Below are 16,936 nucleotides of genomic sequence, written 5' to 3'. Positions count from 1 at the left end.
CGCGGAGCGCGTTTCGAAGCGATGCCGCGCCCGCCGGCGCGATCGCGACCGTCTCCACTTCCGCGAGCACGGTGCGCCCTTCGAGCGGCGTTCCCGCCCAGCGGCCGCCCTCCGTGACCCGATCGCCCGCCGCGATCACGCGTCGATCCGCGCCGCGCGGCAGATCCGCCTTGTTCCACGCGACGACGACCGGCCGCGATGCCGAGCCGCTCGAGCCCAGCGCGCTCACGCTCGATTCCGGGTCGGAGCGGTCCAGCACCACGACCGCGAGATCGGTCCGCTCCAGCGCCGACACGGTGCGCTCGACGCCGAGCCGCTCGACCGGATCCTGGCTCTCGCGCAATCCGGCGGTGTCGGTCAGCCGCAGCTCGACCCCGTCGATCCAGATGGAGCTTTCCACCGTGTCGCGCGTGGTGCCCGGGATCGCGCTCACGATCGCGCGGTCGTAGCCCACCAGCGCGTTCAAGAGGCTCGACTTGCCCACGTTGGGCGGTCCCGCGAGCACGACCGAGACGCCCGATTCGCGCCGCCGCGAGCCCGGAACTCCCTCCAACCACTCCCCGATCTCCGCCGCGAGCGCGCCGCAGCGCCCCGCCAGGGCCGGCGCGTCCATCGGCTCGCCCGCGTCGGCCGGAAAATCGATGCGTGCCTCCACCTCGGCCAGCAGCGCGACCAGCGCTCCATCCAGCCGGTCCACGCGCCGCGAGAGCGCGCCGCCCAGCGTGGCGTTCGCCGCGCGGGCAGCCAACTCGGAGCGCGAGCGCACGAGGGCCGCGACCCCTTCCGCCTGCGCCAGGTCCAGCTTTCCGTTTCGAAACGCGCGCTCGGTGAATTCGCCCGGGCGCGCCGGACGCGCGCCGGAGCGGATCAGGGCGTCGAGGATCGCGCCGGGAACGACGGCGCCGCCGTGGGAGGAGATCTCGACTAAGTCCTCGCCAGTGTAGGAGCGGGGCGCGCGGAAAATCGAGACGAGCACCGTGTCGACCGGATCGCCCCGGCCGTCCACGAATTGCCCGAAGAGAATGTGGTGGGAGGGTGCTTCGAGCGGCGAGCGGTTACCGCGGAAGTGGCGGGCGGCCAGCGCCGGCGCGGCCGGCCCGCTCACGCGGATCAGGGCGACGGCCGCTTCGCCGGGGGCCGTCGCCGGCGCGACAATGGTGTCGCCCGGGTCGTCTGCCACCGATCGTCACCGGTCGCCCTTGGCGGCGGCGTCCGCGGAGGCGCGCCGGATCACGACGCGCTTGTAGAAGCCGTCTCCGATCGTGACCGTCTCCATTCCCTGGACCTCGGCCACTTCCAGGTGCACGATGCGCCGTTCGCTGGCCGGGAGCGGGTCGGTCGTGACCTCCTCGCCCGAATCCTTCGCCTCGGCGATCAGTCCCCGCGCCATCTCGCGAAGCGCCTCGATCTGGCGGTCGCGGTAGCCGGCGACGTCCACTTCCAGCCGGGGCGGCGCCTCGTCCGGCATCTTCGCGCGGATCATGCGGCCGATGATGTGCTGCAGCGCGGCGAGCGTCTCGCCATCGGGGCCGATCAGGTACTGATCAAAGTCGCCCGCCGCGATCGCGACGCGAATCCCGTGCTTGGTCTTCTCCGCCTCGACCGTCGAGGGAAACTCCATGTGCTTCATGATCCCGTCCGCGAGGTCGCGCACCATCACGACCAGCTCGGGCGTGATCTTCTCGGGATCCATCGGGGGCGGCGGCGGGCCGTAGTTGACCGGAGCGGGGCGGCGCGGCGGACCGTGATGGCTCCGGCGTCCGCCGTCGTCGTAATCGGACGGCGCGCGGCGCGCGCCGGGCGCGGGCTTGCGCAGCCCGTCGGCCGAGGACTCGGGATCGCGGCGCCAGGCGCGGATGCGCACCGGGCGATAGCCCGTGCTGGAGGCAGCCGACGCGCCGGGATCGATGATCTCGATCCCCAGCTCCGTGGTCTTCAGCCCCAGCTGGGCCGAGGCCGCGGCCACGGCGTCCTGAAACGTCTCGCCTTCGACTCGGATTTCATCGCTGTCGTTCATCGGTCCGTCCCATCCGTCCCGCGGCCCGCGCGGGATCAGGTATGCGCCGCCATGCGCCGATCTTCGGCCACGTTGACCAGGTACTGCTGGAGCGCCGAAACGAGATTGTTCACCGTCCAGTAGATGATCACGCCCGAGGGCAAATTATACATGATGTACAGCATCATGACCGGCATCAGGTACATCATGAACTGCTGCCGCGGATCGACCGGCGTCTGCGATTGGAGCAGGAACGTGCTCCCGGTCATGATCAGCGGGAGAACGTGGATCGGAAAGCCCCCCAGGGTGCCGACCACGTCCGGCGCCGAGAGGTCCTTGATCCACCAGGCAAATCCCGCCGACCGAAGCTCGATGGCGTGCAGGAGCACCTGGTAGAGCGCGAGGAACACCGGCAGCTGGAGGAGCATCGGCAGGCATCCCCCCATGGGATTGACCTTGTGCTCCCGATAGAGATTCATCATCGCCGTGTTCATCTTGGCCGGATCGTTCGCGTGCTTCTCGCGCAGCGCGTTCACCTCCGGCTGGAGGCGATGCATCACTTTCATCGTGCGCAGGCTGGACTGCGTGAGCGGGTAGAAGACCAGCTTCGCCGCGAGCGCCACCAGGATGATGGCGATGCCGTAGTTGGGAATCGCATGGTGGATCGCGATGAGCATCTTGAGGAGCACCGCGCTCACCGGCACGATCCACTTCCAACCGAGGTTCGCGACCTCCTCGAGCCCGGCTCCGATCTGCACCAGCGTGTCGAAGTGGATCGGCCCCGCGTAGATCCGCGCGTGGCGCACGATCTCGGCGCCCGGCGCCGCGTCGCCCGAAAGCCAGACGATCGGGAGCTTGTCCGGACCCTGCTGGAAGAGCACCTCGGGAATCGTGGCGGAGTCGGGAATCACGGTCGCGATGAAGTACTTGCTCCGTTCCCCCGCCCACCGGACGTTCCCCGCGATCCGCTTCGTCACGTCCTTGGCGATCCGGTTCGCGTCCACCGTCTCGAGCTTGGCGCCCAGATAGGCCACCGCGGTGCGCTCCAGCGGCCGGGCGTTCAGCTCGGTGAGCGGAAGCGGATTCGCCCATCCCATCTGGTAGTGGATGGGACCCAGCGCGGCGGGCGCCGCGACGCGCACTTCCACGTCGAGCAGGTGTTCGTCCTTGGAAAGGCGGTAGGTCTTCGTCACCCGCACGCCGCTCGAATCCTCGGCGGCGTACGTGATCCAGCCCTCCCGCCCGCTCCCTCCCGTCTGCCGGAAGGGCGCGCCGGTGAAGTCGTAGGAAACGCCGCGCGCCCCGACGGCCACGTGCATCGCGGTGGCTCCGGTCGGAATCAGGTTCACGGGCGCATGCGTGCGCGGATCGCGGTACCCGGGCAGCACCCAGGAAGAGACGGCCCCGCCCTCGCTGGTGAAGCGCGCGCGGAACTGCCCCGTCGCGAGCGAATCAACGGTGACCGGCGCCCCGGCGACGCGCGCCGAGAGAAGCGGGCCGACGCCCGTCGCGCCGGGAGCGCCGACGCGCGCGGCCGACGATGCGCCCTCGGCCGGCTGCGACGCCGGGACGCCGTGCAGCGCGGAATCCCCAAGGGCGGCGCGAACCGTCGCCGAATCGCCGGGAACCGCGGGACCGCCGGCCGTGGGCGGAACGGCCCGTTGACGGGACTTGCTCCAGCGCGACCAGATCACCTGGTCGACCAGGAGCACGGCCATGATCAGGACGACCGCGATCAGCGTTCTTCGATCCATGAAGTCGTCCCCCGCCCTAGGGCACGGGGTCGTAGCCTCCGGGGTGGAACGGATGGCAGCGGAGAATGCGCCTCGCGGCGAGCCAGAGGCCGCGGAAGAGACCGTGCTTGTGGAGCGCCTCCTCGGCATAGGCCGAGCAGGAGGGGGTGAAACGGCAGCTCTTGGGAAGGACGGGCGCGATCGCGAACCGGTAGCCGCGCACGAGGAGGATCGCGATGCCGCGAAGGCCGAATCCGGAGCGGAGCGCCGCCGTGGCGCGGGTCATCGGCGCTCCTGCTTCACCAGCCGGGCCATCTCGGCCGCGACCCGGTGGAGATCGGACCGCGAGCAGGCGGCGCGCGCGATCCAGACGCGCCAGCGCGGCTCGTCCCGGCGATCCTCGGGCAGGCGGCGGAACCCCTCGCGCAGGAGCCGCTTCGCGCGATTCCGGCGCACGGCGGGGCCGACCTTGCGGCTGGCCACGAACGCCCGGCGGCCGTGGTCTTCGGGCTTGCCGAGGCTGACCAGAGACATCAAGGTTCCGTGATAGGAGGCGCCGGAGCGGTAGACCTCGCGGAACTGCCATCCCGAACGGAGACGACGGTCGCGAGTCGGAACTCCGCCGGCCATGGCCGAATCGCCGGGCGCGGCCGTGCTAGACCGTGAGACGTTTGCGGCCCCGGTCCCGGCGGCGCTTCAGTACCGCGCGGCCGCCGCGGGTGCTCATGCGCTCGCGGAAGCCGTGGACCTTCTTCCGGCGGCGGTTGTGCGGTTGGAACGTGCGCTTCACTTGGAGCTCCTCGAGTCGCGATCGTGTGAGTGAGTGTCGTTCGTTGCGAGTCGGCGAGTCTAACCGACGCGTTCCGTTCGGTCAACACGCGCCGTCGGCTCCGCGCGACGCCCGTCCGAAACAATTTCGTTGCAGGCCGCGGATCGAGGGTCGTACATTCCGACCCCTCGGCGGACGTCAGACGCGACTCCCTCCAGGTCGCGGCCAACGCCTGCTCACTTCTCGCCCGGCGCGCCTCGCGCGCCATCATCGAAAGTCGAAAATGCCGTCAGGACACGCGTTGCCCGACATCGCGTTCTCGGGGCGTAACGGAGTCACACGCAATCCGTTACGCCCCAGTTATTTTGTGGATAAGTGTGTGGATTGTGCGTGGAGTGGGTGTGTGCATGTGGGGGCAGTGAAATGATCGAAAAGGCAGCCGTCGATCTCTGGGAACGCGCACTCGGAACCATTCAGGACAATACCTCGCCGCAGACGTACGAAACGTGGTTCCGGTCGCTCCGGCCGGTCTCGCTGAACGGATCGCTCGTCCTGGAGGTGCCCAGCCAGTTCTACGTGGATTGGCTGGACCAGCACTACCGTCCGCTGATCGAGACCTCGGTCTCGACCGCCGCGGGCGCGACGATCCCCGTGATGTTCCAGGTGCGCCAGGAGGACGCCGCCGACACCCCGCCCTGGGGCGCCCTGCCCGCGGAACCCGCGGGCTCCCCGGGCGCGGGCCATGGCTTCACGAAAGAGGATTTCATGGGACGCGAGGAGCCGCGTCCCACCAGGACGTCGGGATGGAGCGGCGGCTTTCCCTCGCGCGACGAGAGCGCGCTCGTGCCGCAGAACACGTTCGACACCTTCGTCGTCGGAAATGGAAACCAGTTCGCCCATGCCGTCTGCCAGGCGGTCGCCCAGAGCCCGGGCGAGCGCTACAACCCGCTCTTCCTGTACGGCGGCGTCGGCCTCGGCAAGACGCACCTCATGCACGCCATCGGTCACTTCGTGCGCGCGCAGCGTCCGCACGCGAAGGTGTTCTTCGTCTCGGCCGAGAAGTTCATGAACGAGATGATCTACGCCATCCAGCACGCCACCACGCTCGAGTTCAAGGCGCGCTACCGCTCCGCGGATCTCCTGTTGATCGACGACATCCAGTTCCTCGAGGGCAAGGAGTCGACGCAGGAGGAGTTCTTCCACACGTTCAACGCGCTCCACGACCAGCACCGGCAGATCGTCCTGACCAGCGACGGCCCGCCCAACTCGATGACGGCGCTCGAGGAGCGCCTGCTCTCCCGCTTCACCTGGGGCGTGGTGGCCGACATCCAGCCCCCCGACCTGGAAACCCGCGTCGCCATCGTGAAAAAGAAGGCCGAGCTGCAGAATCGGATGGTCCCGAACGAGATCGCGCTGCTCCTGGCGAGCAACATCAAGAACAACATCCGCGACCTCGAGGGATCGCTGGCGCGGCTCCTGGCCTTCGCCGAGCTCACCAATTCCAAGCTCACCGTGGAGTTCGCGCAGGACGTGCTGCGGGATCAGATCAAGCCCGACCTGGTCCGCTTCGACGTGCACGATATCCAGCGGATCGTCTCGCGCCACTTCAACGTCACCGAGGAATCACTGCGCGGAAAGCGGCGCACCGACACGATCGCGTTCCCGCGCCAGATCGGCATGTACATCGCGCGCACGCTCACCGACCTCTCGCTGGCCGAGATCGGCGGCAAGTTCGGCGGGCGCGACCACACGACGGTGCTCCACGCCTGCCAGAAGATCGAGGCGCTGACGTCGAGCGATCCCGAGATGCGGGGCGTGGTGGAGGAGCTGATGGCGCAGCTCACCGCCTAATTCCATCGATCCGAAAGATCGGCCGCGCGGGTTCGTGCGGCCCTGAAACGACGGGCGTCGCGAGAGCGGCGCCCGTTTCGATTTCCTGTGGATAGGCCGTGGACGGCGGGCTTTCGTGCGGTCCGTATCCCGCTCCTGGGGACGGGTCGGGACAACCTCCGCGCCATCCCCAGCCGATCCCGACCTCACCGCGGCCGGAACGAATACAGGAATGCCAAGCGGGACAACAAATTACCCGTGCCAACCCTCTCCCCGCCCCCACCGTCCACACCCCCTACTACTACTGCTTCTATTCATGGTACCTATCTAGTCTTAGGCCCCCCGGACCGTGTGGAAAACCTCGTGAGCAAAGACCCCCTTTCCTGTTGTTCCAGGACCCCCCGAAAACCTATAATCCAGAGCGAGGAAACAGCCACCCCGACGCGACCGCAACCACCAATACCTAAAGGGACTTAGACACATGACAATCGCACAGGACGTGGCCATGAAATGCTCCATCGCGCAGACGGAGCTGTTGCAGGCGTTGAGCCTCATCTCGAGCGCCGTTCCCAGCCGAACGACGCTTCCCGTGCTCGCCAATATTCTCGTGGAAGCTACGGACGAAGGTTTGCAGATGACGGCCACCGACCTGGACCTTTCGGTCACGACCCGCGCGATGGCCGACGTCAAGGCCGAGGCCGCGCTCACGGTGCCCGCGAAGAAGCTCCTCGAGCTGGTCCGGAAGCTTCCCAAGGAAGAGCTGAAGCTGGAAGCGAAGGATCTGACGCTGAACGTCGGAAGCAAATCGGGACGGTTCAAGTTCCTCTGCATTCGCCCCGAGGAGTTTCCCGCGCGCGTGAACGTGGCTCCCGACACGTCGCTGACGATCGATGCGAAGCAGCTCGAGCGGATGATCAAGCGCACGATCTACGCCGTTTCCACCGACGAGACGCGTCCCGCGCTGAACGGCGCTCTGCTCCAGGTGGCGGAAGGGGAGATCCGGCTCGTCGCCACCGACGGGCATCGCCTCGCGCGCGCCACGCTGAAGCACCCCGGCGCGGTGAAGGGCGCCTTGAAGGGCGACGTCATCGTTCCGCTGAAGGCGCTGACCCATCTGCACCGCCTCGTGGCCGAGAGCGCCGATCCCGTGCACGTCGAGCTTTCCAAGAACCACGCGCGCTTCACCGTGGGCCAAGGAACTAGGAAGACGTCGCTCACGACGAAGCTGATCGAGGGGCCGTTCCCCAACTACGAGCAGGTGCTGCCCAAGAACAACAACAAGCACCTGCACGTGAAGACGGGCGAGCTGGCGTCGTCCCTCGACCGCGTTTCCGTCTTCTCCGACAGCCTGACGCGCCAGGTGAAGTTCGCCGTGACGCGGAACAAGCTGACGCTCGTCGTCCAGACGCCCGATCAGGGCGAGGCCACCGAATCGCTCGACGTCCGCTACGACGCCGAGGACCTCGAGATCGGCTACAACGCCGGGTACCTGCTCGACATTCTCCGGACCATGGATTCCGAGGAAGTGACGGTGCAGCTGAACACGCCCGTCACGGCCGGCCTCCTGGTGCCGGGGGCGCCCACGGACGCGAAGGGAACTCCGGCCCTGGAAGGGCTCCTCTGCCTGGTCATGCCCCTCCGGCTGGCCGGCTGAGCGCGTGCGACTACAAAGCCTCGAGCTGCGCGATTTCCGAAATCACCGTGAGGCCAAGACCGTCGTCGGCGACGGAAGCGCCTTGATCCTGGGGCCGAACGGCTCGGGGAAGACGAACTGGATCGAGGCTGCCGTTCTGCTCTCGCTCGGCCGCTCCTTCCGCGGGGCGCGGGACCGGGAGCTGATCCGAACCGGCGCCGACGCGTTCGAGATCCGCGGCGTCGTGGTGGGACGAGGGGGCGTGCGGCGCGAGCTCTCGGCGCGCGGGTCGCGGGAGGGGGTGCGGGAGGTGCGGGTGGACGGAGAAGCGCTGCCGCGGCTCACCGACCTGCTCGGGCGCTTTCCGACGGTGCACTTCTCCGTGGACGACGTCTCCGTGTTCGGCGGCGGGGTCCCCGAGCGGCGCCGCTTCCTCGACGTGGCGCTCTGCCAGCTCGAGCCGGCCTACGTCGGCTCGCTGCGCGAGTACACGACGGCGCTGAAGCAGCGCAATCGCCTGCTGGCCACGCGAGGACGCGCCGGTTCCGACGGCCGCGAGCCGGGCCACGAGCTGGGGGTCTGGGAAGCGATCCTCGGCCGCTCCGGAGCCGAGCTGGACCGCCGCCGCGCCGCGCTTGCCGCCGATCTGCACGCCGGCATGCGCGCCCTGGCGGCCCGCGTGGATCCGGACCTGAACCCGGTGTTGGAGTACGCGAGCGCCGGCGGAGGAACGCCCGACGAGCGCGCCGCGCGGCTCGAGGCGATGCGCGTCCGCGATGCGCGGCTGGGATGGACCGGCGAGGGGCCGCACCGGGCGCGCCTCACCTGTCGGATCGGCGGCATCGAGCTGGCCGAGGGCGCCTCGCGCGGCTATTCCCGCCTGTACGCGATCCTGCTCCGGCTCGCGCTCGCGCGGGTGCTGGAAGAGCGGCTCGACGAAGCCCCGGTGGTGCTGCTCGACGACCCCGAATCCGAGCTGGATGCGCGGTGGATCGGTCCGATCCTCTCGCTCATCCCGGAATCCAGCCAGATGATCGTCACCGCCTGCCGCGCGCTGACGGTCGCTCCCGAGCGCGTCGCGTCGCTGCCGATCGAGACGCTCGCGGCCTGCGCGGGTGTGGCATGAAGCCCGAGCGCCCGCCGCGCCGCGGCGCCTCGGAGATGGCGGCGGTCGGCGGAGTCCTGGACGACGTGCTCGCCGGGATCCGCATGGAGAGCCGCTTCCAGGGCGCGCAGGCGACCGACGAATGGACGGCGGTGGTCGGTCCCGAGGTCGCGCGGCGCACGCGCCCCGTGGGGGTCCGCGATGGCGAGCTTCTCGTGGAAGTGCAGGGAGCCGTTTGGATGGGGCACCTCGCGGTGCTCCGCCAGGGAGTCCTGGAAGCGCTGAACCGGCGCCTCCCCGACTCGGCCCGGCTCAAGTCCATCCGGCTGGTCCCGATGCGTTTCAAGGAGGAACGAATTGAATCCGAAGAGTGAGGAGGCGTTGAGCTTGGCCCAGCCCCCCGATCCCTCGAATACGACGAAGTCCGCGGCCCCGCCCGACGGCGACGGCCATTCCTACGACGCGCGGAACATCCAGGTCCTCAAGGGACTGGAGGGGGTCCGCAAGCGTCCGGCCATGTACATCGGCTCGACCGGCCAGACCGGGCTGCACCACCTGGTCTACGAAGTCGTCGACAACTCCGTGGACGAGGCGCTGGCCGGCTTCTGCGCCAACGTCCAGGTCACGATCCATCCCGACTCCAGCGTGACGGTGGTGGACGACGGGCGCGGCATCCCGGTGGACGTCCATCCGGCGCAGGGGCGCCCCGCGCTCGAGGTCGTCATGACCACGCTGCACGCCGGCGGCAAGTTCGACGAATCGAGCTACAAGGTCTCGGGCGGGCTGCACGGCGTCGGCGTCTCGGTCGTGAACGCCCTCTCCGACTGGCTCGAGGTCGAGGTGCGCCGCGACGGCAAGCGCTACCACCAGCGCTACGAGCACGGGATCGTGAAGACCGAGCTCGCCGAGCTGGGCCCCGCCGAGGAGACCGGAACCACGGTCACCTGGCGTCCCGACGCGAACATCTTCGAGACGCTGGACTACAACTTCGACACCCTCTCCCAGCGCCTGCGCGAGCTCGCCTTCCTGAACAAGGGGATCCGCATCCAGTTCACCGACGAGCGGACCGGGAAGAAGCACGACTTCCAGTACGAGGGGGGGATCGCGTCGTTCGTGAAGTACCTGAACACGAACAAGACGGTGCTGCATCCCGAGCCGATCTACCACCAGCGCGAGCGCGACCGGATGGCGGTCGAGATCGCGATCCAGTACAACGACGGCTACGTCGAGAACGTGTTCAGCTTCGTGAACAACATCAACACCGTCGAGGGCGGCACGCACCTGATCGGGTTCCGCGCCGCGCTCACCAGCACCATCAACAGCTACGCCGAGCGCGAAGGGCTCACCAAGGGGCTCAAGGACATCAACCTCGGCGGCGACGACGTGCGCGAGGGGCTGACGGCCGTCGTGAGCGTGAAGCTCCACGATCCCCAGTTCGAGGGGCAGACCAAGGCCAAGCTCGGCACGACCGAAGCCAAGGGCGTGGTGCAGTCGGTCGTCGGCGAGGGGCTCCGGAACTACTTCGAGGAGAATCCCGGCGTCGCGCGGAAGATCGTCGAGAAGTGCATCCAGACCGCCCGCGCCCGCGAGGCGGCGCGCAAGGCCCGCGATCTCGCGCGGCGGAAGAGCATCCTGGACGGCGGCTCGCTGCCCGGGAAGCTCGCCGACTGCCAGTCCACCAATCCCGCCGAGTGCGAGATCTACCTGGTCGAGGGAGACTCGGCCGGCGGGTCGGCCAAGATGGGCCGCGACCGCAAGTACCAGGCGATCCTGCCGCTGAAGGGGAAGATCCTGAACGTGGAGAAGGCCTCGCTGGACAAGATGCTCTCCAACGAGGAGATCCGGACCATCATCACCGCGCTCGGCACGGGGATCGACGACGAATTCGACGCCGACAAGGCGCGCTATCACAAGATCATCATCATGACCGACGCCGACGTGGACGGCGCCCACATCCGGACGCTGCTCCTCACCTTCTTCTTCCGCCACATGCGCCCCCTGATCGAGCGCGGCTACGTCTACATCGCCATGCCGCCGCTCTACCGGATCGCGAAGGGGAAGGACGTGCGCTACGCCTACAACGACGCGGAGCGCGAGAAGGCGCTGGAGGAGATCGGCCGGAAGGGAATCCACCTGCAGCGCTACAAGGGCCTCGGCGAGATGAACCCCGACCAGCTCTGGTCGACGACGATGGATCCCGAGTTCCGGAGCGTCTCCAAGGTGACGCTCGACGACCTGGTGGAAGCCGACCAGATTTTCACGATCTTGATGGGCGACCAGGTCGAGCCCCGGCGCAAGTTCATCGAAGAATACGCGGACAGCGTGAAGAACCTGGACATCTGATCCGCTTGCCGATCCCCGAGCAGGGAGAACCGTAACGCATGGTCACGCGCGAGAGAGTCGTTCCGATCTACGTCGAAGACGAGATGCGGAATTCCTATATCGACTACTCGATGTCGGTCATCGTGTCCCGCGCGCTGCCCGACGTGCGCGACGGGCTGAAGCCCGTGCATCGCCGGATCCTGGTGGCGATGCGCGAGCTGAACCTCCTCCACGACCGCCCCTTCCGGAAGTCCGCCAAGATCACCGGCGACGTGACCGGCAACTACCATCCGCACGGCACCGCGGCCGTCTACGAGACGATGGTCCGCCTGGCGCAGTCGTTCTCCATGCGCTATCCGCTGGTGGACGGCCAGGGCAACTTCGGCTCGGTGGACGGCGACGCCCCCGCGGCCGAGCGGTACACCGAGGCGCGCCTGACCGAGTTCGCGGAGGAGATGCTCCGCGATATCGAGAGGGACACGGTGGACATGCGGCCGAACTACGACGAGTCCCGCGAGGAGCCCGTCGTCCTTCCGTCGGCCGTCCCGAACCTGCTCGTGAACGGCTCCTCGGGGATCGCGGTCGGCATGGCGACCAACGTGCCGCCGCACAACCTGCGCGAGATCGTGGACGCCACGATCCACGTGATCGACAACCCCGACTGCCCGATCGAGGACCTCCTCCGCATCGTGCAGGGCCCCGATTTCCCGACGGCCGGCATCATCTACGGCCGGCAGGGGATCCTCGACTGCTACACGACGGGGCGCGGGCACATCACGGTCCGCTCGAACGCGACGATCGAGGAGTACAAGAAGGACCGCGAGGCGATCATCGTCACCGAGATCCCCTACATGGTGAGCAAGGCGGCGCTCCTGGAAAAGATCGCCGACCTGGTCAAGGACGGGACGCTGGACGGCATCTCCGACCTGCGCGACGAGTCGGATCGCGAGGGGATGCGGATCGTGATCGAGCTGAAGCGCGACGCGCAGCCGCGCGTCATCCTGAACCAGCTCTTCAAGCACACGCAGATGCAGACCACCTTCGGCGCCAACATGCTCGCGCTGGTCGGGAACCGGCCGCAGACGATGACGCTCAAGGAGATGATCCAGCACTACGTGGCGCACCGGCAGGAAGTCGTGGTGCGGCGCACGCGCTACGACCTGAACGAGGCGGAGAAGCGGGCGCACATCCTCGAGGGCTTCAAGATCGCCCTCGACCACATCGACGAGATCGTGGCCCTGATCAAGGCCTCGGCCAACGTCGAGGCGGCGCGCCAGGGGCTGATGAGCACGTTCGGGCTGTCGGAGATCCAGGCGAACGCCATCCTCGAGATGCGCCTCTCGCGGCTGACCGGGCTGGAGCGGAAGAAGATCGAGGACGAGTACCTCGAGGTGATCCAGCTGATCGACCGCCTGCGCGCCATCCTCGAGAGCCCCGCGCTGGTGCTCGGCATCATCAAGGAGGACCTGGGCGGCATCCGCGAGCGCTTCGGCGACGACCGGCGCACCCGGATCGAGTCGGCTTCCGGCGAGTTCGAGGTCGAGGACCTGATCGCCGAGGAGGACATGGTCATCACGATCAGCCACGCCGGCTACATCAAGCGGCTGCCGGTGACGACCTATCGGAGCCAGCGGCGCGGGGGACGCGGCGTGACCGGCGCGGGCACCAAGGAAGAGGACTTCATCCAGCACCTCTTCATCGCCTCGACCCACAGCTACATCCTGGTCTTCACCGACAAGGGGCGCGTCTACTGGCTCAAGGTGCACGAGATTCCGCAGGCCGGCCGCACCGCCAAGGGGAAGGCCGTCGTGAACCTGGTCGAGATGACGCAGCAGGAGCGCGTGGCGGCGGTGCTTCCGGTGAAGCAGTTCGACGACAAGCACTTCATTCTCATGACCACCGCGCGCGGCATCGTGAAGAAGACACCGCTCTCCGCCTACTCCAACCCCCGCCGCGGCGGCATCGTCGCGATCGGGGTGGACGGCGAGGACAAGCTGATCGACGCGGTGCTCACCGACGGGACGCAGGAGATCATCCTCTCCAAGCGGGACGGCAAGGCGATCCGCTTCCAGGAGACCGACGTGCGTCCCATGGGGCGCACAGCCCGCGGCGTGCGCGGCGTGACGATCGAGGGGGACGACGCGGTGGTGGGCGTCATCGCGGTGCGCCGCGAGGCCTCGCTCCTGGTCGCCACCGAGAACGGCTACGGCAAGCGGTCGCCGATCAGCGAGTACCGCATCACCGGCCGCGGGGGCAAGGGGATCATCTCGATCCAGGCCAACGACCGGAACGGTCGCGTGGTGGCGGCGCTCGAGGTGCTGCCCGACGACGAGGTCATGCTGATCACGCGCGGCGGGATGGTCATCCGCACGCAGGTGGCGGGCATCTCGGAGATCGGACGGAACACCCAGGGGGTACGGCTCATCAACCTGGAGCCGGGCGACCAGCTCATCGACGTCGCCAAGGTGGAAGAGTCGGCCGAGGGCGAGGAGGCGTAGGCTGGATCCACGCATTCCGACGTCGACCGTCCGGCGTCTTTCGGCGTATTACCGCGTCCTCGAAGGGCTGGAGATCGAAGGGCAGCGCACCGTCTCCTCCCAGGGGCTCGCCCGCGAAAGCGGCGTCACTTCGGCCCAGGTCCGTAAGGACCTCTCCTACTTCGGCAACTTCGGAAAGCGCGGCCTGGGCTACGGCGTCGCGCGCCTGAAGAAGGAGATCCGCCTGATCCTCGGGCTGAACCGCCGCTGGCGGGTGGCCCTGGTCGGGGCGGGGAACATGGGCTCGGCGCTCTTCTCCTACAAGGAATTCCGCCGGCAGGGCTTCGACTTCGTCGGCGTGTTCGACGTGAGCGCCGATCGCGTCGGGCAGGACTGGCGCGATCTGATCGTCCGGCACATCGACGACCTCGAAGCCGAAACGGCCCGCCTGGCCATCGAGATCGGCGTCATCGCGGTCCCCGCGCGCGCGGCGCAGGCGGTGGCCGACCGGATGGTCGCGGCGGGCATGCGCGGCGTCCTCAACTTCGCGCACCGGCGGATCCAGGTGCCCCCCAGCGTCGCCCTCCGCACGGTGAACCTCTCGATCGAGCTGGAGAGCCTCGCGTTCGAGATCAAGGCGTTGAACGTGAAGGGGACGCGGACGCGCCGCCGCCGCGTCGCCGCGGGGTGAGCCGGGCCGACCTCGCCCTCCTTCTCATCTGCGCCATCTGGGGGACGACGTTCGCGCTCCTGCGCGATGCCCTCCATACGGTGCCGGCCGCCGAGCTCGTCGCGCTCCGCTTCACCATCGCGGCCGTCGTGCTCGCCGCGTTCTACTTCCGGCGGCTCCGGGGCTGGCGGCCGGAATGGATCCGGGACGGCCTTGGGATCGGCGTCTGGGTCGCCGTCGGATACATCACGCAGGTGATCGGGCTGCGCACCGTCACCGCCTCGCGGTCGGCGTTCATCACGTCGATGAGCATCGCGTTCGTGCCCTTCATCGCCTACCTCGTCCTGCGCACGCGCCCCGTGATGGGGGAGTCGCTCGGCGTCCTCCTGGCGGTGGCCGGGCTCGTTCTCTTCTCGGCGGACGCCGGGTTCTCCCTCAATCCCGGGGAGCTCTGGACGCTGGCCTGCGCGGCCGCCTTCGCGGTGCAGATCGTCGTGACCCACGTGGCGGGGAAGCGGAGTCCGGCCGTGCCGATCAGCGTGCTCCAGGTCGTGGTGGGAGCGGCCGCCGGATGGACGCTGGTGTTCGCCGGCGGCGGGGCGCTGGCGCCGGCGCGCGCGATACCCTGGGGGGTGCTGCTCTACCTGGGGATCGTCGCGACCGCGCTCATCATCGTGGTCCAGACGTGGGCGCTCGCCCGAACCTCATCGGTCAAGGCCGGCGTCCTCTATGCGACCGAGCCGATCTTCGCGGCGATCTTCGCCGTCTCCTTCTTCGGCGAGCGGATGACGCCGCGCGAGCTGACCGGCGCCGCGCTGATCCTGGCGGGAGTCTTCGTGAGCGAGCTCTGGCGGCCGCTCCGGGCGCGCTTCACGGCGCGCCCCACGACGGCGTAGCGGTCCCTACTTCGGCGCAGCGGGGGCGCCCGGCAGCGCGCGGGCGAGCTCGAGGAACGCGGACTCCGCGGCCCGCGCCACGGGCGGGGGCTCGGGGTAGCCCATCTCGGTGGGGGAATCGCTCGGGCCGGGGATCGCGAAGCTGGTCGGCTGGCGGAAGGTCTGCCCTCCGTGACGCGGCGTCCGCATCCCGACCTCCACCGAATCGGGGTTCAGCGTGTCCGCCGGCGGCGGCCGGAAGTTCGGCGCCGCGTCGTAGGTGCCGAGGAACTTCCCCCGGTAGACCACGGCGCGCGTCGCGAGGTCGTAGACCGTCACCTCGGCCTGCACGTCGCGTCCGGTGATCCGCACCGAGGTCTCGCCGGTTCCGGTCGTCTGGCTGGAAGGAATGTCCCGGGTCCCGTAGCGGACGCGGGTCTCGCGCACCCGCGCGAGAACGCCATAGCGGGCCAGGGGGCGCGCCGACTCGGCCGCGCGCGCAAGCCACGACGAATCGGGATCGCCACGCAGCTGATAGCCGAGCAGGAAGAGCCGCGTGGCGGAATCGCCGAGCGCCGCCTGCACGCGCACGGCGGGAACGACCGGAATGTCGCGCCGCGCCCCGGCGAGCACGCGCTGGAGCGCGTCCACGAGAGGGGGACGAGCCTGCGGCACTTCGTCCACCTGCACGACGCCCAGGATCGCCAGGCCGCCGCTCCGCAGCGCCGGCGCCGTGAAGCCGGGATCCTCGCGGATGAGCGTCGACTCCGACGCGCAGCCCAGGGTCAGGACGCAGCCCCAGGCGAGTGCCAGGGCCGAGGCGCATCGCCACGATCTCATCGGTCCTCCCACTCCTCGACCCACGCGCTCCCTCCCGCGGCCGGAATCGCCGCCTGGATCGACTCGCTCAGGGCGGCCGCGATCGCCTCGAGATCCCGCGGCTCGGCCACGAGCGGGGGCGCGACGAGCAGGGCGTCGCCGCGGCCGTCCGGGAGGAAGCCCGACGCCGCATGGATCAGGACGCCTCGCGCGCGGCACGCCGCCTCCACCTGGCGCGCCGCTCCGGCGCGCGCATAGGGCGGCCTCCCGGGTCCGGGCGCCGCCAGCTCGATGCCCCAGAGAAGGCCGATCCCGCGCACGTCGAGCACCGGCTCGCACGCGCGCAGGGCGTCGAAGGCGCGGGCGGCCGCGGGCTCCGCGCCTCGAACGCGCTCCCAGATCCCCTCCGATTCGTACGCCGCGAGCGCGCGCAGCGCGACCGCCGCGCCCACCGGGCTCCCGCCGAAGGTCTGCGCGTGGCGAAAGGGCGTCGCTCCCGAATCGAGCGCCTCGGCCACCCGTTTCGAAACGAGCACGCCGGACACGGGGTAGAACCCCGCCGCCGCTCCCTTGCCGAACGCGACCAGGTCGGGCGCCGCGTCCACCCCGTCCCGCTCCGCCAGGCGCGACCAGGCGAAGAGCGCGCCCGTCCGCCCGAAGCCGGTGAGCACCTCGTCGGCGATCCAGAGCGCGCCCGCCTCGTCGCA

Annotated in this window: 16 protein-coding genes; 8 read left to right on the top strand and 8 right to left on the bottom strand. The window is 69.1% G+C overall.

All coding sequences use genetic code 11. The annotated features are described in order from the left end of the window. From mnmE to rpmH, 6 genes are all read right to left on the bottom strand, one after another. A partial coding sequence (gene mnmE, locus VE326_13960; GenBank protein ID HYJ34311.1) for a tRNA uridine-5-carboxymethylaminomethyl(34) synthesis GTPase MnmE occupies window positions 1-1,180 on the bottom strand: 1,180 nt, incomplete at its 3' end. Between the two features lie 6 nt (window positions 1,181-1,186). Then, window positions 1,187-2,017, bottom strand: a complete 831-nt coding sequence (locus VE326_13955) for a R3H domain-containing nucleic acid-binding protein (GenBank protein ID HYJ34310.1) — start codon at window positions 2,015-2,017, stop codon at window positions 1,187-1,189. 35 nt (window positions 2,018-2,052) lie between these two features. Continuing rightward, a complete protein-coding gene (gene yidC, locus VE326_13950; GenBank protein ID HYJ34309.1) occupies window positions 2,053-3,750 on the bottom strand; it encodes a membrane protein insertase YidC in 1,698 nt (565 codons plus the stop codon). Window positions 3,751-3,766: 16 nt separating this feature from the next. Further along, window positions 3,767-4,015 carry a membrane protein insertion efficiency factor YidD gene (gene yidD, locus VE326_13945; GenBank protein ID HYJ34308.1) on the bottom strand — a complete coding sequence of 83 codons (249 nt, stop codon included), beginning with the start codon at window positions 4,013-4,015 and terminating at the stop codon, window positions 3,767-3,769. Continuing rightward, window positions 4,012-4,359 (bottom strand): ribonuclease P protein component, encoded by a 348-nt coding sequence (gene rnpA, locus VE326_13940; GenBank protein ID HYJ34307.1) that lies wholly within the window; start codon window positions 4,357-4,359, stop codon window positions 4,012-4,014. Before rnpA ends, yidD begins: the two co-directional genes overlap by 4 nt. A gap of 25 nt (window positions 4,360-4,384) precedes the next feature. Further along, window positions 4,385-4,519 (bottom strand): 50S ribosomal protein L34, encoded by a 135-nt coding sequence (gene rpmH, locus VE326_13935; protein HYJ34306.1) that lies wholly within the window; start codon window positions 4,517-4,519, stop codon window positions 4,385-4,387. A 402-nt stretch (window positions 4,520-4,921) separates the two neighbouring features. Between rpmH and dnaA the strand changes: the two genes are divergently transcribed. The 8 genes from dnaA (at window position 4,922) to VE326_13895 (ending at window position 15,431) form a co-directional block, all read left to right on the top strand. Beyond that, window positions 4,922-6,349: a chromosomal replication initiator protein DnaA gene (gene dnaA, locus VE326_13930; GenBank protein HYJ34305.1), complete on the top strand. Its 1,428-nt coding sequence runs from the start codon at window positions 4,922-4,924 to the stop codon at window positions 6,347-6,349. A 484-nt stretch (window positions 6,350-6,833) separates the two neighbouring features. After that, on the top strand, window positions 6,834-7,982 hold the full coding sequence (gene dnaN / locus VE326_13925) for a DNA polymerase III subunit beta (protein ID HYJ34304.1): 1,149 nt from the start codon (window positions 6,834-6,836) through the stop codon (window positions 7,980-7,982). A 4-nt stretch (window positions 7,983-7,986) separates the two neighbouring features. Further along, window positions 7,987-9,087, top strand: coding sequence for a DNA replication and repair protein RecF (gene recF, locus VE326_13920; protein ID HYJ34303.1), 1,101 nt, complete (start codon window positions 7,987-7,989; stop codon window positions 9,085-9,087). Continuing rightward, window positions 9,084-9,440: a DUF721 domain-containing protein gene (locus VE326_13915; GenBank protein HYJ34302.1), complete on the top strand. Its 357-nt coding sequence runs from the start codon at window positions 9,084-9,086 to the stop codon at window positions 9,438-9,440. Before recF ends, VE326_13915 begins: the two co-directional genes overlap by 4 nt. A gap of 13 nt (window positions 9,441-9,453) precedes the next feature. After that, window positions 9,454-11,409 (top strand): DNA topoisomerase (ATP-hydrolyzing) subunit B, encoded by a 1,956-nt coding sequence (gene gyrB / locus VE326_13910; GenBank protein HYJ34301.1) that lies wholly within the window; start codon window positions 9,454-9,456, stop codon window positions 11,407-11,409. Window positions 11,410-11,447: 38 nt separating this feature from the next. Beyond that, entirely contained in the window at window positions 11,448-13,886 is a 2,439-nt protein-coding gene (gene gyrA, locus VE326_13905; protein HYJ34300.1) for a DNA gyrase subunit A, read from the top strand. A gap of 1 nt (window position 13,887) precedes the next feature. Then, complete coding sequence (locus tag VE326_13900; protein HYJ34299.1) at window positions 13,888-14,556, top strand: redox-sensing transcriptional repressor Rex; 669 nt, start codon at window positions 13,888-13,890, stop codon at window positions 14,554-14,556. Further along, a complete protein-coding gene (locus VE326_13895; GenBank protein HYJ34298.1) occupies window positions 14,553-15,431 on the top strand; it encodes a DMT family transporter in 879 nt (292 codons plus the stop codon). Before VE326_13900 ends, VE326_13895 begins: the two co-directional genes overlap by 4 nt. Before the next feature lie 6 nt (window positions 15,432-15,437). Here the strand turns inward: VE326_13895 and VE326_13890 are convergent, their stop codons facing one another. Together VE326_13890 and VE326_13885 are read right to left on the bottom strand one after the other, a co-directional pair. Next, entirely contained in the window at window positions 15,438-16,250 is an 813-nt protein-coding gene (locus VE326_13890) for a hypothetical protein (protein ID HYJ34297.1), read from the bottom strand. After that, the coding region (locus VE326_13885; GenBank protein HYJ34296.1) for an aminotransferase class III-fold pyridoxal phosphate-dependent enzyme at window positions 16,247-16,936 on the bottom strand (690 nt) is incomplete at its 5' end. The genes VE326_13885 and VE326_13890, both read right to left, overlap by 4 nt.

It is taken from the genome of Candidatus Binatia bacterium, from assembly GCA_035631035.1.
Taxonomy (GTDB): domain Bacteria; phylum Eisenbacteria; class RBG-16-71-46; order SZUA-252; family SZUA-252; genus DASQJL01.
This window is presented reverse-complemented; position numbering and strand designations above follow the sequence as displayed.

Excerpts from the sequence above, each read along its gene's own strand:
- VE326_13955 (HYJ34310.1), bottom strand. The coding sequence starts at position 2,017 with ATGAACGACAGCGATGAAATCCGAGTCGAAGGCGAGACGTTTCAGGAC.
- yidC (HYJ34309.1), bottom strand. The coding sequence starts at position 3,750 with ATGGATCGAAGAACGCTGATCGCGGTCGTCCTGATCATGGCCGTGCTC.
- yidD (HYJ34308.1), bottom strand. The coding sequence starts at position 4,015 with ATGACCCGCGCCACGGCGGCGCTCCGCTCCGGATTCGGCCTTCGCGGC.
- rnpA (HYJ34307.1), bottom strand. The coding sequence starts at position 4,359 with ATGGCCGGCGGAGTTCCGACTCGCGACCGTCGTCTCCGTTCGGGATGG.
- dnaA (HYJ34305.1), top strand. The coding sequence starts at position 4,922 with ATGATCGAAAAGGCAGCCGTCGATCTCTGGGAACGCGCACTCGGAACC.
- dnaN (HYJ34304.1), top strand. The coding sequence starts at position 6,834 with ATGAAATGCTCCATCGCGCAGACGGAGCTGTTGCAGGCGTTGAGCCTC.
- VE326_13915 (HYJ34302.1), top strand. The coding sequence starts at position 9,084 with ATGAAGCCCGAGCGCCCGCCGCGCCGCGGCGCCTCGGAGATGGCGGCG.
- gyrA (HYJ34300.1), top strand. The coding sequence starts at position 11,448 with ATGGTCACGCGCGAGAGAGTCGTTCCGATCTACGTCGAAGACGAGATG.
- VE326_13890 (HYJ34297.1), bottom strand. The coding sequence starts at position 16,250 with ATGAGATCGTGGCGATGCGCCTCGGCCCTGGCACTCGCCTGGGGCTGC.